Annotated in this window: 22 protein-coding genes; 11 read left to right on the top strand and 11 right to left on the bottom strand. The window is 58.5% G+C overall.

Features of this window, described 5'->3' with window-relative positions; translation table 11 throughout:
• Nucleotides 1-209: 209 nt before the first annotated feature.
• Nucleotides 210-1,256 (top strand): DNA polymerase III subunit delta, encoded by a 1,047-nt coding sequence (gene holA, locus HCK86_RS16645; RefSeq protein ID WP_176085610.1) that lies wholly within the window; start codon nucleotides 210-212, stop codon nucleotides 1,254-1,256.
• Between the two features lie 146 nt (nucleotides 1,257-1,402).
• Here holA and HCK86_RS16640 read toward each other — a convergent pair whose 3' ends face one another.
• The 8 genes from HCK86_RS16640 to hemE form a co-directional block, all read right to left on the bottom strand.
• A complete protein-coding gene (locus HCK86_RS16640) occupies nucleotides 1,403-2,290 on the bottom strand; it encodes a ParB/RepB/Spo0J family partition protein (RefSeq protein ID WP_176085609.1) in 888 nt (295 codons plus the stop codon).
• Nucleotides 2,291-2,346: 56 nt separating this feature from the next.
• Nucleotides 2,347-3,138, bottom strand: a complete 792-nt coding sequence (locus tag HCK86_RS16635) for a ParA family protein (RefSeq protein ID WP_176085608.1) — start codon at nucleotides 3,136-3,138, stop codon at nucleotides 2,347-2,349.
• Between the two features lie 27 nt (nucleotides 3,139-3,165).
• Entirely contained in the window at nucleotides 3,166-3,780 is a 615-nt protein-coding gene (gene rsmG, locus HCK86_RS16630; RefSeq protein WP_176085758.1) for a 16S rRNA (guanine(527)-N(7))-methyltransferase RsmG, read from the bottom strand.
• An 8-nt stretch (nucleotides 3,781-3,788) separates the two neighbouring features.
• The gene (gene mnmG / locus HCK86_RS16625; RefSeq protein WP_176085607.1) at nucleotides 3,789-5,645 is read right to left on the bottom strand and encodes a tRNA uridine-5-carboxymethylaminomethyl(34) synthesis enzyme MnmG; all 1,857 of its coding nucleotides are present in this window, start codon (nucleotides 5,643-5,645) and stop codon (nucleotides 3,789-3,791) included.
• Nucleotides 5,646-5,782: 137 nt separating this feature from the next.
• A complete protein-coding gene (mnmE, locus tag HCK86_RS16620) occupies nucleotides 5,783-7,102 on the bottom strand; it encodes a tRNA uridine-5-carboxymethylaminomethyl(34) synthesis GTPase MnmE (protein WP_176085606.1) in 1,320 nt (439 codons plus the stop codon).
• Nucleotides 7,103-7,209: 107 nt separating this feature from the next.
• Nucleotides 7,210-8,475 (bottom strand): transcription termination factor Rho, encoded by a 1,266-nt coding sequence (gene rho / locus HCK86_RS16615; protein WP_141150173.1) that lies wholly within the window; start codon nucleotides 8,473-8,475, stop codon nucleotides 7,210-7,212.
• 199 nt (nucleotides 8,476-8,674) lie between these two features.
• Nucleotides 8,675-9,217, bottom strand: a complete 543-nt coding sequence (gene hemJ / locus HCK86_RS16610) for a protoporphyrinogen oxidase HemJ (protein WP_176085605.1) — start codon at nucleotides 9,215-9,217, stop codon at nucleotides 8,675-8,677.
• 14 nt (nucleotides 9,218-9,231) lie between these two features.
• A complete protein-coding gene (gene hemE, locus HCK86_RS16605) occupies nucleotides 9,232-10,260 on the bottom strand; it encodes a uroporphyrinogen decarboxylase (protein ID WP_176085604.1) in 1,029 nt (342 codons plus the stop codon).
• A gap of 410 nt (nucleotides 10,261-10,670) precedes the next feature.
• On the opposite strand from hemE, the gene HCK86_RS16600 reads away from it, so the two are divergent.
• The 5 genes from HCK86_RS16600 to dnaQ are packed head-to-tail and all read left to right on the top strand — an operon-like array spanning nucleotide 10,671 to nucleotide 14,288.
• Nucleotides 10,671-11,492: a pyruvate, water dikinase regulatory protein gene (locus tag HCK86_RS16600; RefSeq protein WP_176085757.1), complete on the top strand. Its 822-nt coding sequence runs from the start codon at nucleotides 10,671-10,673 to the stop codon at nucleotides 11,490-11,492.
• 55 nt (nucleotides 11,493-11,547) lie between these two features.
• Nucleotides 11,548-12,147 carry a Maf family protein gene (locus HCK86_RS16595; RefSeq protein ID WP_176085756.1) on the top strand — a complete coding sequence of 200 codons (600 nt, stop codon included), beginning with the start codon at nucleotides 11,548-11,550 and terminating at the stop codon, nucleotides 12,145-12,147.
• On the top strand, nucleotides 12,140-12,985 hold the full coding sequence (locus HCK86_RS16590) for a shikimate dehydrogenase (protein ID WP_176085603.1): 846 nt from the start codon (nucleotides 12,140-12,142) through the stop codon (nucleotides 12,983-12,985). The genes HCK86_RS16595 and HCK86_RS16590 overlap by 8 nt, the downstream gene beginning before the upstream one ends.
• Nucleotides 12,982-13,581 (top strand): dephospho-CoA kinase, encoded by a 600-nt coding sequence (gene coaE, locus HCK86_RS16585; protein ID WP_176085602.1) that lies wholly within the window; start codon nucleotides 12,982-12,984, stop codon nucleotides 13,579-13,581. Before HCK86_RS16590 ends, coaE begins: the two co-directional genes overlap by 4 nt.
• Nucleotides 13,578-14,288, top strand: coding sequence for a DNA polymerase III subunit epsilon (gene dnaQ / locus HCK86_RS16580; RefSeq protein ID WP_176085601.1), 711 nt, complete (start codon nucleotides 13,578-13,580; stop codon nucleotides 14,286-14,288). The genes coaE and dnaQ overlap by 4 nt, the downstream gene beginning before the upstream one ends.
• 75 nt (nucleotides 14,289-14,363) lie before the next feature.
• Here dnaQ and secB read toward each other — a convergent pair whose 3' ends face one another.
• Nucleotides 14,364-14,846, bottom strand: a complete 483-nt coding sequence (gene secB / locus HCK86_RS16575) for a protein-export chaperone SecB (RefSeq protein ID WP_176085600.1) — start codon at nucleotides 14,844-14,846, stop codon at nucleotides 14,364-14,366.
• A gap of 208 nt (nucleotides 14,847-15,054) precedes the next feature.
• Nucleotides 15,055-15,561 carry an FxsA family protein gene (locus HCK86_RS16570; RefSeq protein ID WP_176085599.1) on the bottom strand — a complete coding sequence of 169 codons (507 nt, stop codon included), beginning with the start codon at nucleotides 15,559-15,561 and terminating at the stop codon, nucleotides 15,055-15,057.
• Between the two features lie 146 nt (nucleotides 15,562-15,707).
• Here HCK86_RS16570 and HCK86_RS16565 point away from each other — a divergent pair, with 146 nt between their 5' ends.
• From HCK86_RS16565 to gyrB, 5 genes are all read left to right on the top strand, one after another.
• Nucleotides 15,708-16,412, top strand: coding sequence for a Tim44/TimA family putative adaptor protein (locus tag HCK86_RS16565; RefSeq protein ID WP_176085598.1), 705 nt, complete (start codon nucleotides 15,708-15,710; stop codon nucleotides 16,410-16,412).
• A 54-nt stretch (nucleotides 16,413-16,466) separates the two neighbouring features.
• Nucleotides 16,467-17,033, top strand: coding sequence for a Smr/MutS family protein (locus HCK86_RS16560; protein ID WP_176085597.1), 567 nt, complete (start codon nucleotides 16,467-16,469; stop codon nucleotides 17,031-17,033).
• Nucleotides 17,030-17,398: a helix-turn-helix transcriptional regulator gene (locus HCK86_RS16555; RefSeq protein ID WP_176085596.1), complete on the top strand. Its 369-nt coding sequence runs from the start codon at nucleotides 17,030-17,032 to the stop codon at nucleotides 17,396-17,398. Before HCK86_RS16560 ends, HCK86_RS16555 begins: the two co-directional genes overlap by 4 nt.
• 201 nt (nucleotides 17,399-17,599) lie before the next feature.
• Complete coding sequence (locus tag HCK86_RS16550; protein ID WP_176085595.1) at nucleotides 17,600-17,821, top strand: hypothetical protein; 222 nt, start codon at nucleotides 17,600-17,602, stop codon at nucleotides 17,819-17,821.
• Nucleotides 17,822-18,024: 203 nt separating this feature from the next.
• Nucleotides 18,025-20,490, top strand: a complete 2,466-nt coding sequence (gene gyrB, locus HCK86_RS16545; RefSeq protein WP_176085594.1) for a DNA topoisomerase (ATP-hydrolyzing) subunit B — start codon at nucleotides 18,025-18,027, stop codon at nucleotides 20,488-20,490.
• A 317-nt stretch (nucleotides 20,491-20,807) separates the two neighbouring features.
• Here gyrB and HCK86_RS16540 read toward each other — a convergent pair whose 3' ends face one another.
• On the bottom strand, nucleotides 20,808-22,151 hold the full coding sequence (locus HCK86_RS16540; protein WP_176085593.1) for a folylpolyglutamate synthase/dihydrofolate synthase family protein: 1,344 nt from the start codon (nucleotides 22,149-22,151) through the stop codon (nucleotides 20,808-20,810).
• Nucleotides 22,152-22,202: the final 51 nt, after the last annotated feature.

The following is a 22,202-nucleotide window of genomic DNA, read 5'->3' as shown; positions in this document are numbered from 1 at the left end:
TTTGTCAGCAGCCTGCGGGCAGATCTTGGGATCTGCCGCTTTTGTCAGTCTGCCGCTCCGGCACGCTCATATGTGGATAGAAAGCCTCAGCCATTTGGCCGCTTAAGGCTAAAGGAGTATCGTCGGGCCGATCACATCAGGAGCCATTGCGGCTCCAAAAGAGCGATCATCCTCCTGTCCCAGAGCCGGCAGGACAACAGGGACGAGCGATGACCGAGATAAAATCACACCAGTTCGACAATTTCGTCCGCCGCGAGGCCGGTCGATATCGGCTGTTTCTCGTCTATGGTCCCGATCGCGGGCTTGTGAGCGAACGCGCGGCCCTGATTGCCGATCAGACCGGCGTCGACCTTGCCGATCCGTTTTCCGTCATGAAGCTGGAGACCGCCGATCTTGATACCGGAGCAGGCCGGATCCTCGATGAAATGAATGCGATCGGGCTGTTCGGCGGTTCGCGCCTTGTCTGGATCCGCGGTGGCGGTTCGGAAAAGCCACTCGCCGATGCCGTGTCGATCCTGAGCGAGGCACCGCCGGAGAGCGCCTTCCTGATTATCGAAGCAGGCGAATTGCGCAAGGGAACCGCCCTGCGCAAGGCTGCAGAGCGAAGCGGCGCCGTCGCCGCCATTCCCTGCTACAGCGACGACGCGCGCGCCTTGAACCAGCTGATCGATACCGAACTCGCAACCGCCGGACTGCGGATGACGCCTGCAGCGCGGCAATTGCTGCTGACCCTCATTGGCGGCGACCGGCTGGCCAGTCGCAACGAAATCGAAAAGCTCATGCTCTACGCCCGTGGCATGGACCTCATCGATGAAGCACAGGTCCGCGAGATCATCGGCGATGCCAGCACGATCTCCGCCGACGAGGCGGTTGATGCGGTTCTTTCCGGCGATCCAGCGCAGCTGAAGCGCGCTATGGCGAAGATCACCCAGTCGAAGACGCCGCTCTTTCTCGTGCTGAACGGCTGCCTGCGGCAGTTTCAGCAGCTCGATCTCATGCGTGCCGATATGGAAAGCAATGGCAGCCCGGTTTCAAGCGTGATGCAGAGCCATGGACGCGGCATCTTTTTCCGGCGCAAGCCGCTGGTCGAGGCCGCGCTCTCACGCTGGAATTCAGCCGCGCTGAAGCAGGAACTGTCACTGTTACAGGCTGCCGTCCTGCGCAGCAGGCAATATCCGCAGCTTGAAGACAGCATCGTCATGCAGAGCCTGCTTGCCACCACACTGAAAACTGCACGCGCCGCAAGGCGCCGCTAATATACTGTAAATAATATTTAAAATTGTATCATAATATTTTGTTATGATACAAATAGACGCCGTTTCTGCGCAAAATCGCTATCGCCGTGACAAGCCGCGCCCAGCCGCCGGTGCCAGCGGAAGACCCAGAATTTGCGAACCGGAAATCACCCCGGACGGCGTTCAAGCCGATGGCAGATATCATCCAGCTGGTCGAGCGTGCGATAGGCGATCTTGATCTGACCGCCATTTGCCTTGTGGTCGATGGTGACCGTCAGACCGAGAATATCCCCGAGCGATCGCTCCAGCGCCAGTGTGTCGGCATCCTTTTCCACGGCAGACGATGAGCTGCGACGCCCCTCCCCGCCTTCGATCGCCCGCTGGGCAAGCTTCTCGGTATCGCGCACCGAAAGCCCCTTGTCGACAATGATACGCGCCAGCGACAGCGGATCGGGCGTCGAGATCAATGCCCGGGCATGGCCGGCCGACAGCGCCCCGCTCGACAGCAGATCACGTACCCCTTCCGGCAATTTCAGAAGCCGAAGGCTGTTGGCGACATGGCTGCGGCTTTTGCCGATGATCTCACCAAGATCGTTCTGCGTATAGCCGTGCTCGGCCATCAGCGCCTCGTAACCATTTGCCTCTTCCAGCGGATTGAGGTCAGCGCGCTGGACATTTTCGACAATGGCGATCTCGAGCGCGGTCCGGTCGTCAACGTCGCGGATCAGAACCGGAATTTCCGCCAGACCGGAAAGCTGGGCCGCCCGCCAGCGACGTTCGCCGGCAATGATTTCATAACGCTGCTCGGCGATGGTGCGAACAACAACGGGCTGGACAATCCCATGCTGGCGGATGGAGGCAGCAAGATCGCGCAGTTCCTCCTCCTCGAAATATCGCCGCGGATTGCGGGGATTGCGGGTCACGAATTCGATGGGAACCTGCCGATCCGGATGGATGACCGGTGTTTCTGACACCGTGGTCTGCGGCTTTTCGATATCGCCGATCAGGGCGGCAAGACCGCGCCCGAGACGGCGCTTGGAGGTTTCATCATTCATGATCTTCATCCACTCTCATGCAGGCGAAGCCTCAGGAGGCTCCGCTCATTGGCAATTTAGGCAGCAGCCAGCGCACGCTCACGCTGAATGATCTCCGATGCCAGCTGGATATAGGCCTGACTGCCCTGGCATTTCAGATCATAGAGGATGACCGGTTTGCCAAAGGACGGCGCTTCCGAGACCCGGACATTGCGCGGAATGAGCGTCCGATAGACCTTGTCGCCCATATAGTCGCGCACATCACTGACCACCTGCTGAGCCAGATTGTTGCGCGAGTCAAACATGGTCAGCACCACGCCCTGAATCTCCAGCCCAGGATTCACTGAATTACGGATTTGCGAAACCGTATCAAGCAGTTGGCTCAAGCCTTCAAGCGCAAAAAACTCACACTGAAGCGGCACTAGAATAGAGGCAGCGGCAGCCATGGCGTTCATGGTGAGCAGATTGAAGGATGGCGGGCAGTCGCAAAACACGTAACGATACCGGGCCATATCAGGCGCTGTCAGCGCATCACGAAGCCGGAAAACCCGGCGCGGATCCTGGGAGATTTCCATCTCGAAGCCGAGAAGATCGAGCGTCGAAGGGATCAGGTCGAGATTTGGAACAGCCGTCGGAACCGCACAGTCAACGGCCGGCCTGTCTCCCATCAGAACATCATAGGCCGACAGCCGACGCTGATCGCGATCGATGCCAAGACCGGTCGACGCATTGCCCTGCGGGTCAAGATCGACAATCAGAACCTTTTCGCCGATTGCCGCCAGGGCCGTGGCCAGATTGATGGCCGTTGTCGTCTTTCCGACGCCGCCCTTCTGGTTGGCAACCGTAATGATACGCGTTTTGTTAACCATACTTGAAATCCGCCCGCCTGGCCGGCTCTAAATATGCCGGAGATTGCTGACTTCTAGAACCACAGAGCCGGGTTCAACCCTACTTTGATGTTGTATCAAATCGAATTGCCATTGGCCACGCGCTTTGTCGATCTCGCTCTGATAATCCCGGCCTTTATGGAAATAGCAGCGGAATTTTTCCTGCTTTTGTGCAAAAGGCTCGGCAAAACCGAAGAGTTCATCGAGTGATGCCAGGGCCCGGGCAGACATGTAGTCGATCTTGTCGATGATTGCAGGCGCTGCTTCTGCACGGATTGCATGGACAGAGGCGCGCGCACCGGTCTCACGGATGGCCGTGCGCAAAAACGACGCCTTCTTGTTGTTGCTTTCGACGAGATGGACCCAGCCCTCCCCTGCTTCTGCCAGGAGAATGGCCGTGATCATGCCGGGAAAGCCGCCACCGGAGCCAATATCGATCCACTGATACGGACCAGGATTGAGCTGAAAGATCTGAGCACTGTCAGCGACATGGCGGTCCCAGATCTGTGTTTTTGTTGACGGCGCAACGAGATTGATGGCCTTGGCCCATTTTTCGAAATGCGCGACGAAATGTTCGAGGCGGTCCTGTGTTTCACGTGAAACACTCTGACCATTCAGTTTCAACGGTGCCATCATGCAGCCTGCAATTTCAATCTCACAATCAGCAGCGACAGGGCTGCCGGTGTCATGCCATCCACCCGGCTGGCCTGGGCAATATTGTCCGGACGCGCCGCCTGAAGCTTGATCTTGAGCTCGTTGGAGAGGCCCGACAAGGCCGAATAGTCAAAATCCGCAGGAATAAGCCGCCCTTCATCCTTCTGAACCTGAGCGATGTCAGCGGACTGGCGGTCAAGATAAACGGCATAGGCCGCTTCGATCTCGACAGCTTCGCCGACTTTGCCGTTGATCGCGGCAAGCTCCGGCCATATTGCTGCAAGCGAAGCAAGCTCCTGATCCGGATAGGACAGAAGATCGAAGGCCGTCCGTCGCTGGCCATCCTGGTTGAGTTTCAGGCCATGATTGACGGCTTCACTCGGTGTCAGAGAAAGCGACTTCAGCAACGCGCAGGCGCGGCCGAATGCATCTGCATGGGCTGCAAATTTCCGTGCCCGATCCGTCCCGACCACGCCAAGTTCGATCCCCAGAGGGGTCAGCCGCATATCCGCATTATCGGCCCTGAGCGTCAGACGGTATTCGGCCCGTGATGTAAACATGCGATAGGGTTCGGCAACGCCCCGGCTGGTGAGATCGTCAATCATCACGCCGATATAGGAATCGGTTCGGGAAAAATGGAAGGCCGGAAGCCCGCCGCAAAGCCGCGCCGCATTGAGGCCTGCCACCAGTCCCTGCGCACCAGCCTCCTCATAACCGGTCGTTCCATTGATCTGACCGGCGAGAAACAGCCCCGGCAGTTTTTTCAGCTCGAGACCTGCGGTAAGCTCCCTCGGGTCGACATGATCATATTCGATCGCATAGCCAGGCTGCAGGATCGAAACCCGCTCAAGCCCCGGGATCGAATGGATATAGGCGTCCTGGACCCATTCCGGCAGCGATGTCGAGATCCCGTTGGGATATACCGTGTCATCGTCAAGGCCTTCAGGCTCGAGGAAGATCTGATGCCCGTCCCGATCACCAAAACGCATGATCTTGTCTTCGATCGACGGACAATAGCGCGGCCCGACGCCTTCAATCTGCCCGGAATACATCGCTGACAGTCCGATATTGTCGCGAATGATCCGGTGCGTCTCCGGCGTCGTCCGGGTCACGCCACAGGCTATCTGCCGATTAGCGATCGTTTCCGTCATGAAGGAAAACGGGACCGGGTCGCGATCTGCCTCCTGGCTTTCAAGTGATGCCCAGTCAATCGTCTTGCCGTCGAGACGCGCAGGCGTCCCCGTTTTCAGCCGCCCGAGTGTCAGTCCCGCCCGGCCAAGCGTTGTCGACAGGCCGACCGAAGGCGCCTCCCCTACCCGACCGGCCGGGATTTTCTTGTCGCCAATATGGATCAGACCGCGCAGAAATGTCCCGGTTGTCAAGACGGCGGCGCCGCAGGCGAACCGCCGGCCATCCGCTGTTGTCACAGCTTCGACCCGTCCACCAGCGAAAGCGATATCAAAGACATCGCCTTCAATGATCGTCAGATTGGCGATTTCGGCCAGTTCGGCCTGCATGGCAAGGCGGTAGAGCTTGCGATCGGCCTGGGTTCTCGGGCCCCGCACCGCCGGTCCCTTGCGGCGGTTCAGCATGCGATATTGGATGGCCGCCGCATCCGCGACCCGGCCCATCAGGCCATCCAGCGCATCGATTTCGCGCACCAGATGGCCTTTTCCCAGGCCACCGATCGCCGGATTGCAGGACATGACACCGATTGTCTCGGCCTTATGCGTTATCAGGGCGGTTCTTGCCCCTGCCCTTGCCGCCATGCTTGCGGCTTCACACCCGGCATGACCACCGCCAATGACGATGACATCAAACTTCATTGCGTCCATGAAATGCTCCGAGGGTCTCGCTTCTACAGCGCCATTGTCTTAACGCGCCGGATGCATTGACCCCATTTACGGTTCTGGCTGTTTGTGCCGTTTCAAAGGCCTCAAGTCAAGGATGTTTCACGTGAAACACTCAAGCGTTACTTGCCGATGCAGAAACTCGAAAATATCACATCAAGAAGATCTTCGACATCGACCCGTCCGGTAATACGGCCCAGGGAATCGGCCGCCCTGCGCAAGGCTTCGGCCGGTATTTCCGGCGAATGATGCCGCAAGGCCAGTGCTTCATCAATATGACTGCCGGCCTGCCGCAGACAATCGATCTGCCGCTGACGCACAGGAACCGAGAGATTGCTGCCCGAGACGACGTTTTCAAGGCGCTGAGCGATCAGCTCGACAAGCTGCTCCAGCCCATCGCCCCGCCGGACCGAAATTGTCAGGTCAAAATCCGCCGCCCGCTCGGTTCCACCGGCCAGATCGGATTTGGTGAGGATCTGCAAAATGCCTTCGCCGGCCGCAGCCACGGCCTCAGGCTGATCAGCCGCAACGAGAGCCAGAACGAGATCCGCACTGTCACGCAGAGCTTCCGCCCGTCTCACCCCTTCACGCTCGACAATATCATCGGTCTCGCGCAGGCCCGCCGTATCGTAAAGCCGGACAGCATAGCCGCCAATATCGAGACTGACCTCAATACTATCCCGCGTCGTGCCAGCAATATCGGTGACAATGGCAATATCGCGCTTGGCCAAGGCATTGAGAAGACTTGATTTCCCGGCATTTGGCGCCCCTGTCAGGACCACCTTGAAGCCATCGCGGACAATCGCGCCGATCCGGCTGCCGTCAAGGTGATGACCAAGCTCTCCGGCAAGCGCTTCAACATCCTTCCAGATTTCGGCCGTGACCGAACCCGGCACATCATCCTCATCGGCGAAATCAAGCTCAGCCTCGATCATGGCGCGGGCATGGATCAATCGCTCTGCCCAGCCATTATAGAGGGTTGAATGATGACCCTCGGCCTGTTCGAGCGCCAGCCGCCGCTGCATTTCAGTTTCGGCGGCGATCATGTCCGAAAGGCCTTCCGCCTCGACCAGGTCGATCTTGCCATTCTCGAATGCCCGGCGGGTAAATTCGCCTGCTTCGGCATGGCGCAGATCTGGCAATGCAGAGAGGCATTCCAGCATGTGGTTGACGACGGCACGCCCGCCATGAAGATGAAACTCGACGCAATCTTCACCGGTAAACGATGCCGGCCCCGGAAAGGAAAGCACCAAAGCCTGGTCGATGGTCCCCCCTTCCCCATCAACCAGTTTCATCAGCCTGGCAAAACGCGGCGACGGCACACTTCCGGCAATGATGGTACATGCCGCAAAGGCGGCGGGTCCCGATAGCCTGATCACGGCAACACCCGAAGGCAAACCTCCGCTCGATAGCGCGTAGATTGTATCACTGCCGCTGGACATGAACCGCTCCGTTAATATTTCATTGACTATGTTGCATTGCAGCAAAATGCAAAAGCGGCCCGTGTCAGAGACACCGGCCGCCATAATGCCATTCATCTGAGCCGCGATCAGGTGTTCATCGAGTCGAAGAAATCGCCATTGCTCTTGGTCTGCTTCAGCTTGTCGATCAGGAACTCGATCGCATCCGTGGTTCCCATCGGCGCCAGAATGCGGCGCAGAACAAAGATCTTCTGCAGATCCTGACGCGGTACCAGCAGATCTTCCTTACGGGTACCGGATTTGAGAATATCCATGGCCGGGAAGATACGCTTGTCGGCGACCTTGCGGTCAAGCACGATTTCCGAGTTGCCCGTGCCCTTGAATTCTTCAAAGATCACTTCGTCCATGCGGCTGCCGGTGTCGATCAGGGCCGTGGCGATGATGGTCAGCGATCCGCCTTCCTCGATGTTTCGCGCAGCACCGAAGAAACGCTTCGGCCGCTGGAGTGCATTGGCATCGACACCACCGGTCAGAACCTTGCCGGAGGACGGAACGACGGTGTTATAGGCGCGGCCGAGACGGGTGATGGAGTCGAGCAGGATCACGACATCGCGGCCATGTTCGACCAGACGCTTGGCTTTCTCGATCACCATTTCCGCGACCTGAACGTGACGGGCCGCCGGCTCGTCAAAGGTTGACGAAACCACTTCGCCACGCACCGAACGCTGCATGTCCGTCACTTCTTCCGGGCGCTCGTCGATCAAAAGCACGATCAGGAAGCATTCCGGATGGTTGGCTGTGATGGAATGGGCGATATTCTGCAGAAGGACAGTCTTACCGGTACGCGGCGGCGCGACGATCAATCCGCGCTGGCCCTTGCCGAGCGGCGCGACGAGATCGATGACGCGCGACGACAGATCCTTCGAGGTCGGATTTTCGAGCTCCATCTTGAAGCGCTCATTCGGATAGAGCGGCGTCAGATTGTCGAAATGAACCTTGTGGCGGATCTTTTCCGGATCGTCGGAATTGATGGTGTTGACCTTCAGAAGGGCGAAATAGCGCTCGCCTTCCTTCGGTCCACGGATCGGCCCTTCTACCGTATCGCCGGTCTTCAGCGAGAAGCGGCGGATCTGGGAGGGGGAAATATAGATATCATCCGGACCCGGAAGATAATTGGCATTGGCAGAACGCAGAAAACCGAAGCCATCCTGCAGAACTTCGACCACGCCTTCGCCGATGATCTCGACGTCCTGGGCAGCGAGCATCTTCAGGATCGCAAACATGAGTTCTTGCTTGCGCATCGTGCTGGCGCCCTCGACCTCAAGCGATTCAGCAAAGGTCAAGAGGTCGGTCGGGGTCTTGTTCTTAAGTTCTTGGAGCTTCATTTGAGACATGAAGGAAACCGTATCGATGTGTTAGGAAGATTGAATGAGGCTGATTGCGATTGTCTTGCGACGCCAGTTTGTGGCGCAGGGGCGTTGAGCGCAAAGCCTTTCTGGATGAGTTGCCGGGAAGATACTGATTTGCCGCTCGCGATACAAGAGAAAACCGCTGGTTTTGCAAAAACTTTTGACCTCAATGGCCAAAAGAACATCAAAACGGCTTCAAAATCACCATTATCACGGCAATTATCATCAAAACTGTCGGAATCTCATTGACGATCCGCCAGTGTTTCGGGCTTTTGTTGCGCGCATCGCGTGCAAAATCCTTGACCGCCCGTGCGAAATAGCCGTGCACACCGGACATGGCGACAACGGCCAGAAGCTTCACATGAAGCCAGCCGCCCATGAAATGAAAGCCGGTCCAGGCGAGATAGAGGCCGAAGATCCAGCTCAGGATCATTGCCGGGTTCATGATCACCTTCATCAGCCGGGCTTCCATGACCTTGAAGGTTTCCGACTGTTCAGATCCCGGTGCGGTATCGGCATGATAGACGAAAAGCCGCGGCATGTAGAACATGCCCGCCATCCAGGCGATCACCGCAATCACATGGATAGCCTTGGCCCAGAGATAGAAATTCTCGCGATCAAAGACAAAAAGTCCAAGACAGATGAACAGAAACACAAGCAGCGCCGTCAATGCGCGGCTTGCCGCCTTTTTTCCGGCTCTCGCACCGGTCTCTTTCTCAATTGCCAAAAAATGCTCTCCCGCTAAACCGTTTTTTGCCGGACCATCTCGACAAGCGCGCCGACATGGGCCGGATCCGCCTCTGGTGTAATGCCGTGGCCGAGATTGAAGATCAACGGTCCATCACCCAGCTTGTCGAGGATGCGCATTGTCGCATGGGCCATGGCCTCGCCGCCGGCAACGACGGCGAGCGGATCCAGATTGCCCTGGATCGGTCCGTCTTTCTGCAGCTCTGCGGCAAATTCAAGCGGCACAGTCCAGTCAAGGCCGATCGCATCGGCACCTGTCTTCTGCCGGTAGTGCTTCAGCATCATTCCGGCACCCTTGGCAAAGGCGATGATCTTTGCATCGGGACGGGCGGCCCTGACCTTGTCGATGATCCGCCTGACCGGCCTTGCGGCAAAAGCATCAAAATCCTCTTCGCCGAGAATACCGGCCCAGCTGTCGAAAATCTGCACCGCATCCGCACCCGCCTCAAGCTGACGGATGAGATAATCGGCAGACAGATCGGCAAGCAGATCGAGCAGCTTCAGAAAGTCCTGCCTGTGGCGATAGGCAAACAGCCGTGCCGGCGCCTGGTCGGGGGTGCCGCGCCCGGCAATCATATAGGTGGCAACGGTCCATGGCGCCCCGCAAAAGCCCAGCAGCGCCGTTTCCTGGGGCAAGGCGGCACGAATATTGGAGACCGCTTCGATGACAGGGTTGAGATGGGTTGCGACCGCGTCAAGCGGCAAGGCCCCAATCATCTCCGCTGCAATCGGTTCCATCCGTGGTCCCTCACCCTTTTCAAAGCGAACCTGGCGCTTCAACGCATCGGGGATAACCAGAATGTCGGAAAACAGAATGGCTGCATCAAAGCCATAGCGGCGGATTGGCTGAAGCGTCACTTCTGTCGCAAATGCGGGATTGTAGCAGAGTGACAGGAAGTCTCCTGCTTCAGCACGGACAGCGCGATATTCCGGAAGATAGCGTCCTGCCTGACGCATCAGCCAGATCGGTGGCGGGGTTTCGGTTTTGCCTTCCAGCACCCGCATCAGCCTGCGTGAGACCATTTTCCCCAGCCTTCCCTAATATGAATCTGATGATTTCGGTTTTTCTTTTATTTCTTAGAGTCTGTGACGATCAAGGATTAAAGCCCATCCACCTTTTCCACCGGATCTGGGGATAAACGCGATCATCCGTGGAAGCGCAATAGACGCTTTTGTGGAAAAGATCAAAATTGTTCTGAATAAGTACGTTCTATCAATGGGTTAGAGGAGGCCCCGTCAATGGTGGTATTTGTGGATTGGGCGGGAGAATATCTGAAGCCTTCCGAATTATCCCCGTTACCCACATTTTCACGTGAAACATCTCCCGGTCATGGCGTATGTGGATAAGACGGTGGGTTTCCCACAGGCCTGTTTACGGCCTTCTCATTTCATCCTCAGTTGTCCCGCGTTATGAACAGGAGGTGGTGGACATGGTGGAAAACCGAAAAAACTTCTTCCACCTGCATCTGATCTCCGATTCGACCGGTGAGACACTGATATCGGCTGGGCGTGCCGCCTCGGCGCAGTTCGGCGCCTATGAACCGATCGAACATGTCTATCCGCTGATCCGCAGCCGCAAGCAGCTGCTGGCGGTTCTGCGCGCCATCGACGAAGCGCCGGGCATTGTCCTCTATACCGTCGTCAACGAGGAACTGGCCGCGCTGATTGACGAGATGTGCCGCGACATGGAGGTACCTTGCGTCAATGTGCTCGAGCCGGTCATTGCCAAGTTCCAGACCTATCTCGGCACCATGTCGCGCCGCCGGGTCGGCGCGCAGCACTCGCTGGACGAGGATTATTTTGCCCGCATCGAGGCGCTCAATTTCACCATGGATCATGATGACGGGCAGATGCCTGAAAATTATGATGATGCCGATATCGTTATTCTCGGCGTCAGCCGCACCTCGAAAACGCCGACAGCAATCTATCTCGCCAATCGCGGCATCAAGACTGCGAATATTCCTGTCGTACCCGGCGTGCCGCTGCCGCCAAGCCTGATCAGGGCGACAAAACCGCTGATCGTCTGCCTGATCGCGTCGACCGGACGGATCTCGCAGGTGCGTGAATATCGTGAATTCGGTCATGGCGCCGATGAAGGGAAAAGCGAATATACCGATCGTGCGGTGATCGCCGAGGAACTGAAATATGCACGCAGCCTGGCTGCGGAAAACAACTGGCCGGTCATTGACGTCACGCGCCGTTCAATTGAGGAAACGGCGGCGGCAATTCTTGCCCTGAAGGATCAGCTCAAGTAACCAGTCCGGGCGGCGGCAACAGCGTGACAAAGGAAGATCAGCCATGACAGAAAACATCAGACCGGCGCTGGTTCTGGCGTCGACCAGTCCGTCGCGCCGCAAGCTTCTGCAAAATGCAGGGCTGTCCTTTTCGAGCGTCCGTCCGCATGTGGATGAGCGCGCGGTCGAAGCCCCCTATCGTTCCGCCGGCGTCCGGCCGGAATTTCTGGCTGGGCTTCTGGCACGCGAGAAGGCGCTGGACGTATCGCGCCGCATGCCTGCCGCCATGGTGATTGGCGGCGATCAGGTCATGGCCTTTCAGGGAAAACCCTATTCGAAACCGGAGAGCCGCGAACAGGCAGCGGCGCATCTTCGGCTGCTGTCTGGCAAGACCCATTTTCTCCACAGCGCTGTGGCAATTGCGCGTGACGGTGAAATCCTCTTTGAAACTCTGGAAACAGCGACGATGAGGTTGCGGGTGCTGCCGGAAAGCGAGATCAAGCTCTATCTCGCCGGCCTTGCCGATGATGTGCTGTTCTCCTCCGGCCTCTACCAGCTGGAGGGCACGGGCGTGCGCCTTTTCGACAGGGTCGAGGGCGATTATTTCACGATTTTGGGTCTGCCGATGCTTCCGCTTCTGGCCGGCCTCAGACAACTGGATTGCATTGATGGCTGACACCAGACACGGCTTTATCATCGGTCACCCTGTGGCCCATTCGCGCTCACCGCTGGTGCACGGGCACTGGCTGCAACGCTACGGCATCGATGGCGATTATGTCCGCATTGATGTGGCGCCGGACGATGTCGGCGCCTTCATGGCGCGTCTGCGCAGCGGCGAGGCTGGTCTTGTCGGCGGCAATGTCACCATGCCGCACAAGGAGGCGGCCTTTCGCCTTGCCGACCGGCCGGACGAGATGGCGCAGGCGCTCGGCGCGGCCAATACGCTCTGGGTCGAAGACGGACTGGTCCATGCCACCAATACGGACGGGCATGGCTTTGCCGCCAACCTTGATGATTGCCATCCCGGCTGGGACCAGACGGAAAAGGCGGTGGTTCTGGGGGCCGGCGGCGGTGCGCGCTCGATCCTGCTGGCGCTGAAAAAGCGCGGCATTGCCGATATCCGCCTCGTCAACCGGACGATTGGCCGGGCCGAAGAGCTGGCGGCCCGTTTTGGTCCGGGCATTGTACCGACCGTCATGGATGATCTTGGTGCGGCCATGGATGGCGCCGGTCTTTTCGTCAACACAACGTCGCTCGGTATGAAGGGGTCAGCTGTTCCGGCTTTCGATTTCTCCCTGCTTTTGTCAAAGGCAGTGGTCGCAGATATTGTCTATGTGCCGCTGATGACGCCAATCCTGAAACAGGCGGCGGATCAGGGTTTGCGCACCGCAGACGGACTTGGCATGCTGCTGCACCAGGCCGTGCCGGGTTTTGAGAAATGGTTCGGCAGGACACCGGTCGTCGATGCGGAACTCCGTGCCGAGATCATTGCCGATCTGGAGAAAAACGGATGATCATCCTCGGCCTGACCGGTTCGATCGGCATGGGCAAATCGACCACGGCACAGTTTTTTGCCGATCAGGGCGTGCCGGTGCATGATGCCGACCAGGTGGTCCACGACCTCTATCGTGGTGAGGCCGTGGCGCCTGTGGAACAGGCCTTTCCCGGCGTGACGGTCGACGGGGTGATCGACCGGGCCCGTCTCAGTGCCGCACTTGCCGGCAAGGCGGAGAATTTCAGAACGCTCGAGGCCATTGTTCACCCGCTCGTGCTTGCAAGACGCCAGCTGTTTCTCGCAGCCGCGGCAGCGGCAGGGGCCGATCTGGTCGTGCTCGATGTTCCGCTTCTTTATGAGACCGGCACGGATCAGGCTGTGGATTACGTGGCTGTGGTGACAACCGATCCGGACACACAGCGCGCCCGTGTGCTTGAACGGCCCGGAATGACGGCAGAAAAATTCGAAACCATCCTCAATCGGCAGATGCCGGACAGCGAGAAGCGCGCCCGGGCCGATTTTGTGATAGAGACAGGTCAGGGCATGGCAGCGGCGCAGGCGGCGGTTGCAGCCATTGTCGAGACATTGCGGAATAAAGGGCGGCAGGCAGAATGAAGGGCGTTCGCGATATCATTTTCGATACCGAAACCACAGGCATGGACAGGAATGACGACCGGATCATCGAAATCGGTGCGGTCGAACTGATCGATCACTTCCCGACCGGCAACACCTTCCACGTCTATATCAATGCCGACGGCAAGAGCGTGCATCCGGACGCTTTGCAGGTGCACGGCATTTCTGATGATTTTCTCAAGGACAAGCCGGTCTTTTCGGCAATTGCCGACGATCTTCTGGCCTTTTTCGATGGCGCCCGCTGGATCGCCCATAATGCGAGTTTCGACATGGGCTTCATCAATGCCGAGCTTGCCCGGCTCGGCAAAAAGCCGATCCCGGATGATATGGTCTTGGACACGCTGGCGCTGGCGCGCCGCAAGCATCCCATGGGCCCGAACAGCCTGGACGCTCTTTGCCGGCGCTATTCGATCGACAATGCGCATCGCACCAAGCATGGCGCTCTTCTCGATGCCGAGCTTCTGGCGGAAGTCTATATCGAAATGTCGGGCGGCAGGCAGGCAGCCTTCCGGCTGGTCAATGCCGGGGCGGGCGACGACTATGACAGTGACGGCAATGTCCGGGTTCTGCCGCCGCTGGTCCGGCCCGAACCCCTGCCCTCGCGCATTCACCCCGAAGAGATCGAGGCCCATCACAAGCTGATCGCCCGCATGAAGGGCAACGCATTGTGGGAAAAATTCGAACACTGAGCGGGAACGAGGATTCCGCCAAGAAAAAAGCCCGGCATCTGACCGGGCTTTTTCATGTCTCTGATATGCTGCCGCTCAGTTGGTCGGCTGCTGAACCTTGGCGCGGGCCTGTTCTTCGGCCATGCGCTTCTGGAACATCTGGGCAAAATCGATCGGATCGACGAGCAGCGGCGGGAAACCGCCATTGCGCGTGGCGTCAGCGATGATCTGGCGTGCGAAGGGGAAGAGCAGACGCGGGCATTCGATGAACAGCATCGGCAGCACGTGTTCCTTGGGGAAGTTGGCAACGCGGAAAACACCGCCATAAACCAGTTCACACAGGAACAGCGGCTGATCGCCGGACTTGGCCTCCGCCTTCAGGGACAGGATGACATCGAAATTGTCATCGCCCAGCGGATTGGCATTCACATTGACGCTGATGTTGATGCCGGGAGCGGCGTCGCGCTTCTGAAGAGAAGCCGGTGCGCCGGGATTTTCAAAGGACAGGTCCTTGATGTATTGCGTGAGAATGCTCAGCGAAGGGGCTGCCTGCTTCTGTGCGCCGTTTTCGTCTGCCATTTCGCTTCCTTTCGAAGTGGTAAATCTGGGAAAGCCAGTTAGCACTTCGCCCGAAGCCATACAACCCTTGGCGGGGGAACAGCGGTTCGCTGACAGTGATATTGTTTGTTCTGTGACCGATTATCGTCAGGCCCTTGCGATGAAACCGGTGGTAAACTGACGAAAGAAAAGTTACAGCCAATTCGCGATGGCTGCAGTTTCGGCCGGTCTAGTTCTTGGGTTTGTCGTTCTTGTTGTCGATCCAGGGTGAACCGGGATCAGCCTTGGTATCCGAGCTGAAATCGGAAGAATCGAGATCGACAACCGTGGCATCCGGCTTGCGTGATGACGAACCGCCCGAACGGTAGGAAAAGGACCGCTGGGAAAAAACGCTGATGTCCTTGCGGAAATATTTCCACACCAGATCCCGGATCGGCGGCACAAACATCAAGAGACCGATGATATCGGTGACGAAGCCCGGTATCAGAAGCAGGATTCCGGCCAGCACGATCATCACGCCGTGGATCATGTCGCGGCCCGGATCGGCATCGGCGCGCATATCGTCATTCAGACGTTGCAGCACCGAAAAGCCCTGGATCCTGAGGAGGGCGGCGCCGAGGACGGCTGTCGCAATGATCAGCGCAAGCGTTGGCAGCACACCAATGGCGCGACCGACGATGATGAATCCGGCGATTTCCACAAAGGGAAAGACGAAGAGTGTTATGAGAAGTGGCAAAGGGCTTCCCGCTTGTCTCGATCTGGCGTTATCATTAACTCATATTGGTATGAGCGCCGAAGAATTACAGTGCTACATTTGAATCGTGGTGTTGTGAAGTCTATATGGTGGCTTGAGAACGATAGAAACGGCGGTAGAAAGCAAAAATGGGCACAAGTGATCTGATTACCCTGTTCTTCCTGGTCGCCGCGGTGGTGATATTTTTTCAGCTCCGCAACGTGCTGGGCCGTCGTACCGGCAATGAAAAGCCGCGCTATCAGCAGCAGTCGACGATGCGTGAGGCAGCCGATGCGCCGCAGCAGGCCCGCCGTGAGGGCAAGGTGATTACCCTTCCCGGCGCCGATAAGGAGCGCGAGGCGCAGCGTTTCGAGGCGATCGACAAGATGACCGCCGTCGGCACGCCTGCCAATGAAGGGCTGCGCATGCTGGTGAAGGCCGATCCGCAATTCGACCCGGCCGAATTCGTCAAGGGTGCGCGTTCAGCCTATGAGATGATCGTCATGGGCTTTGCCGATGGTGACCGGCGCACGCTGAAAAATCTTCTGTCGAAAGAAGTCTTTGACGGTTTCAACGCCGCCATGAGCGAGCGCGAGGCCAAGGGCGAAAGCGTCAAGGCCAATTTCGTCGGCATCGAGGAAATCACTGTTACGGCTGCGGAAATGGTCAAGCAGGAGGCCCATGTCACCCTCAGGATTGTCTCGCAGCTGATTTCCGCCACCTATGACAAGGAAGGCACCCTCGTCGAGGGACATCCCGAAGAAATCGCTGAGGTTCGCGATATCTGGACATTCGCCCGTGACACGCGGGCACGCGATCCGAACTGGAAGCTGATCGCGACGGCCTCGGAGTAGGCCGTGCAGCGTCTTATCAAAAGGCTGAGATACCGGCCGGCGACGGTGGCCTGAATGGCAAGACGCAGGCTGACGCCGGAAGAGCGTGCCCTGTGGGGCAAGGTGGCAAGAACAGCCAGGCCGCTCCCCGGCAAGACAATCGAGCAGCCGCCCGAACCCGGCGAAACCTTCTCTGAATTGATGAATGGCAGCCAGCTGCCGAAAAAACGGCGCGAGCAGAAGGATGCGAGCGTTTCACCTCTTGCACTGCCAGCCGGGCGGAAGCAGGATCGGCGCGAGCACTTTCCGCTGGAGCGCCCGGTCAAGCGCAAGCTCTCCAAGGGACGTATTCCGATCGATGCGCGTATCGATCTGCACGGACTGACACAGGCTGACGCGCATGTCAGGCTGCTGGCCTTCATCAGCCGCGCCCATTATGGCGGGCTCCGGCATGTGCTCGTGATTACCGGAAAGGGCGCATCGCTTGGCAGCGATGGCGTGCTGAAACGGGCCGTGCCGCTGTGGTTTTCTATGCCCGAGTTCAGAGCGCTCATTTCCTCCTATGAAGATGCAGCGCGCCATCACGGCGGCGAGGGCGCGCTCTATGTGCGGCTTGCCCGCAGGAAGGGAATGGAGCCATGACCCCCTTCGGGGAAGCGGTGCGGCAGCTCAGATCCGAGCGCGGCGTGTCGCAGAAACAGATGGCAGCCGCCATCGGTGTTTCGGCAGCCTATCTTTCGGCGCTGGAACATGGACGCCGCGGCAAGCCGAGTTTCGATTTTCTTCAGCGCGTTGCCGGCTATTTCAACGTTATCTGGGACGATGCTGAAGCCTTGTTCGATATTGCCGATGTTTCCGATCCGCGCGTCGTTATCGATACCGCCGGCCTTTCAGCCGCTCACACCGCCTTTGCCAATCATCTCGCGCGCCGGATCGGCACGCTGGATGAGGAAGGCCTTGCCCGCATGGAAGCGCTGCTTTCCGACTATGCCGGGCGTCAGAACTGACATTTGTGAAAATTGGCACTTGAGGGAGGTCAATGCGACGAAAGTCGATTATCCCTTAGCCTAAGGGGCAGGATTTCGGGGTGTCGGCAAATCCCCCCCTGCCCGGTCTTCATTCAGGAAGATGAGGCAATCCGGACCTGCCGAGCTTACCCGTGATCCGTCCACAACGGTTCCCACTCTAAAAGGCTATGGAGTACGAAAATGAGCCTTCACAGTGTCCCGACGGACGGAATTAAGCTTGAACAGGCCGATCTGCTCAATGGCGAATTCCGCAATCAGATCATCCGCGAGAGCTATCTCTATCTTCACTGGAACGGCATTCTGACCCAGAATGGCGCCGAACGGGAAATGGCGACCTTTGGCGGACATCGTCTGCGCATGGCCGATATCCCGCTTGACTCGATCCTGGCGGACGAAATCTAGGCTTTTTGGCTGCGTTTTGCGGTCAGCTGCCTGCCTTTTGCGGCAGGGTGGCCAAATGCACTGGGAATACCCATATTTCAGCGATAAAAGGGTCTGCGGCGATTTGAGCCAAAGGCGCTTTTGACCTAGAGTGACTGCTGAAAATTGCCGTGATTCGGTGCGACAACGTACCCATCACTCGTCAAGTTTGGAAAGACCAGTTCATGACCGAAACCCCAGAGAAGTCCGGTGGCGAACCCGCCGCCTACGACGCCGATTCGATCAAAGTGCTGAAAGGCCTCGATGCGGTTCGCAAGCGGCCCGGCATGTATATCGGCGATACGGATGACGGCTCGGGTCTGCACCACATGATCTATGAAGCCGTCGACAATGCGATCGACGAGGCGCTCGCCGGTCATGCCGATCTGGTGACCGTGCGGCTGAATGCCGACGGTTCCTGCACGGTGATCGACAATGGCCGCGGTATTCCGACCAACATCCACCAGGGTGAAGGCGTTTCGGCTGCCGAAGTGATCATGACGCAGCTGCATGCTGGCGGCAAGTTCGACCAGAACTCCTACAAGGTCTCCGGCGGCCTGCATGGTGTCGGTGTATCGGTCGTCAATGCGCTGTCGACGTGGCTGAGCCTGAAGATCCGCCGTGACGGTCAGATCCATGAGATGCGTTTCACCCATGGTGTGCCGGATGCGCCGCTGGCCGTGACGGGCAGCTATGCGCCCAATCCGGAAGCGGAAGGCACCTATGAGGGCCGCAGCGGAACCGAGATCACCTTCCTGCCAAGCACGGAAACCTTCACCAAGACCGAGTTCGATTATGACACGCTGGAAAAGCGCCTCCACGAACTCGCCTTCCTCAATTCCGGTGTCCGCATCCTTCTGCTCGACAGCCGCCATTCGGAAGAGCGTTCGAAGGAAATGCATTATGATGGCGGTCTGACCGCTTTCGTCAAATATCTCGACAAGTCCAAGAAGCCGCTGGTGGCCGAGCCGATTTCGATCGCGGCCGAGCGTGACGGCATCACGGTGGAAGTGTCGATGTGGTGGAATGACAGCTACCACGAAAACGTGCTCTGCTTCACCAACAACATTCCCCAGCGTGACGGCGGCACGCATATGGCCGGTTTCCGCGGTGCGCTGACGCGCCAGGTGGTTTCCTATGCCGAGACTTCCGGCATCCTGAAAAAGGAAAAGGTATCACTGACCGGTGATGACTGCCGCGAAGGCCTGACCGCCGTTCTGTCGGTCAAGGTGCCGGATCCGAAGTTTTCCTCGCAGACCAAGGACAAGCTGGTCTCTTCCGAGGTGCGTCCGGTGGTCGAAAGCTGCGTCAACGAGGCGCTTGGCCAGTGGCTGGAAGAACATCCGAGCGAGGCCAAGATCCTGGTTTCCAAGGTGGCAGAAGCCGCCGCCGCGCGTGAGGCGGCCCGCCGTGCGCGTGAACTCACCCGCCGCAAGGGCGCGCTCGATATTGCCTCCCTGCCCGGCAAGCTGGCGGATTGTTCGAACCGCGATCCGTCCAAATGCGAAATTGTCCTCGTCGAGGGTGACTCGGCTGGCGGATCTGCCAAGCAGGGCCGCTCGCGCGAAACCCAGGCCATCCTGCCGTTGCGCGGCAAGATCCTGAATGTCGAGAAGGCGCGCTTTGACAAGATGCTGTCGAGCCAGGAAATTGGCACGATGATCACCGCTTTCGGCACGGGCATCGGCAAGGACGAGTTCAATCCGGACAAGCTGCGCTATCACAAGATCATCATCATGACCGATGCTGATGTCGACGGCGCCCACATCCGCACCCTGCTTCTGACCTTCTTCTTCCGGCAGATGCCGGAGCTGATCGAACGCGGGCATATCTATATCGCCCAGCCGCCACTCTATAAGGTGTCGCGCGGCAAGTCGGTTCAGTATCTGAAGAACGAGCAGGCTCTGGAAGATTATCTGATCGGTCAGGGTCTGGACGAAGCCTCGCTGCGGCTTGCCAATGGCGAAGTGCGTATGGGCGAGGATCTGCGCCGGCAGATCATCGATGCAATCCGGCTGCGCAATCTGATGGAAGGCCTGCATTCGCGCTATGACCGCAGCGTTGTCGAACAGGCTGCCATTGCCGGCGCGCTCAATGCCGAGAGGGTCTCCGATCAGGCGGAAGCAGAGCGGCTTGCCGAAGACGTCGCCCGCAGGCTCGACGTGATCGCCGAAGAGACAGAGCGTGGCTGGGAAGGCAGTGTTCGCGATGATGGCGGGCTCCGCTTCGAGCGCACCGTGCGCGGCGTCAAGGAAGTCGCCGTTCTCGACATGGCGCTGATCGGTTCTGCCGATGCCCGCTATATCGATCAGCTTCAGCCGCGTTTCCATGAGGTTTTCGGCACGCCGCCGGTTCTGGTGCGCAAGACCGATGAGACCGTGCTTCACGGTCCGCGTGCGCTGCTGGAAGCGGTGTTCGAGGCTGGCCGCAAGGGCCTGACCATGCAGCGATACAAAGGCCTTGGCGAAATGAATGCCGAGCAGCTGTGGGAAACGACGATGGATCCGAATGTCCGCTCGCTGCTTCAGGTCAAGGTTTCCGACGCCACCAGCGCCGATGGCCTGTTCTCGCGTCTGATGGGCGATGAGGTCGAACCGCGCCGCGAATTCATTCAGGATAACGCGCTGTCCGTGGCCAATCTGGATATCTGATCCGGGTCACCTATCAGGCTTGAAATGAAAAGGCGGCTCGGCAGAGCCGCCTCAGACTGTTGGCAAAGTCGTTCAGATTGACTGTTCGGGGTGGATGGAATGAATGGCCGCCCCTCCGTCGTCATCCCTGTGCTTGTCACGGGGATCCAGATTCATAAGGCATTGAATAGAAAAGTTCTTTCGCCGCGCGGATGCGCGTCGGCTGGATACCTGTGACAAGCACAGGCATGACATCAGCAGAAGGGGCGAGGTTTGTCAGCAATCTGAGGCGGCTCAAGCGAGCCGCCTTTTTCACATCGTCATTCCAGAAGGCCACATCAAAGCGGCGGCGTGCCGTTTTCTGCCAATGCATTGCCAGCGAAATAGAGCGAGCCACCGATCATGATCCGGGGCGCCCTGTCGTCCTTGCGGGCACGCAGCTGGATTGCCTCCAGCGCTTCCGTAATCGCCGAGACGGGCTCGGCCGACAGCCCGGCATCGGCCGCCGATGAGGCGAGCGCCACCGGATCGATGAAGGCCTCGGTTCCGCGGATCGGCGCGCAATAGACATAATGGGCAAGACCGGCGAAATGCTCGAAATAGCCGAACGGATCCTTGGTGTTGATCATGCCGATGATCAGATAGAGCGGCCGCGGATCGCGCTCCTCGAAATTCGCCAGCGCCTCGGCAATCACCTCGCCGGCGCCGGGATTATGGCCGCCGTCAAGCCACACTTCCGAACCTTCCGGCGCCAGATCGAACAGCTTGCCTTCATGCAGGCGCTGCAGGCGTGCCGGCCAGAACACCGAACGCATGGCAATTTCGGCCGCCTTTTCATCGATCGGAAAACCACCGGCCTTGACGGCGGCAATGGCTGCTGCCGCATTGGCATATTGGTGGCGGCCGGGCAGGATCGGCAGCGGCAGATCCATCAGCCCGTCGCCATCCTGATAGACCATCCGTCCATGCTCCTCATGGGCGGAGAAATCCTGGCCATAGACGTGGAGCGGGCAGCCGAGACGGTCCGCCGTGGCGATCAGCACCTCTTCGGCGGCTTCGAATTCCTGCTGGCCGATGACGACGGGAATGCCAGGCTTCATGATGCCGGCCTTCTCCGCTGCGATCAGCTCGACGCGGTCACCGAGATAGGCCTGATGGTCGAGCGAGATCGGCATGACCACGGAGACCATCGGCTTTTCGATGATGTTGGTGGCATCGAAACGGCCGCCAAGACCGACTTCGAGAATGACGGCATCGGCCGGGATCTCGGCGAAAAGCACGAAGGTCGCTGCGGTCAGCAGTTCAAATACGGTTGCCTTGGCACCGCCATTGGCGGCTTCAACCTTGCGCAGTGTCTCCGCCAGAAGCATGTCATCGACATAGCTGCTGGTGCCGCCCGGGCCGCCGATGCGGAAACGCTCATGCCAGTGCACCAGATGCGGCGAGGAATGAACATGAACGGAAAGGCCGGAGGCTTCCAGAAGCGCGCGGCAGAACGCCGTCGTCGAGCCCTTGCCGTTGGTGCCGGCAATATGGATCACGGGCGGCAGCTTCAGATGCGGGTTGCCGAGCTTTTCCAGAAGCACGCGAATGCGATCAAGCGACAGATCGAACCCCTTGGGATGCAACTTCATCAGGTGTTCGATCACCTGTTCGGCTTCGCCGAACGACTGGTTATCCATGGTGTTTCCGCTTTTCAAAAGCGCCCGACCCGGAAGATGCAGCCAGGAATA

Source organism: Martelella sp. HB161492 (assembly GCF_013184775.1).
In the GTDB taxonomy this organism is placed as follows: Bacteria; Pseudomonadota; Alphaproteobacteria; order Rhizobiales; family Rhizobiaceae; genus Martelella.
This window is presented reverse-complemented; position numbering and strand designations above follow the sequence as displayed.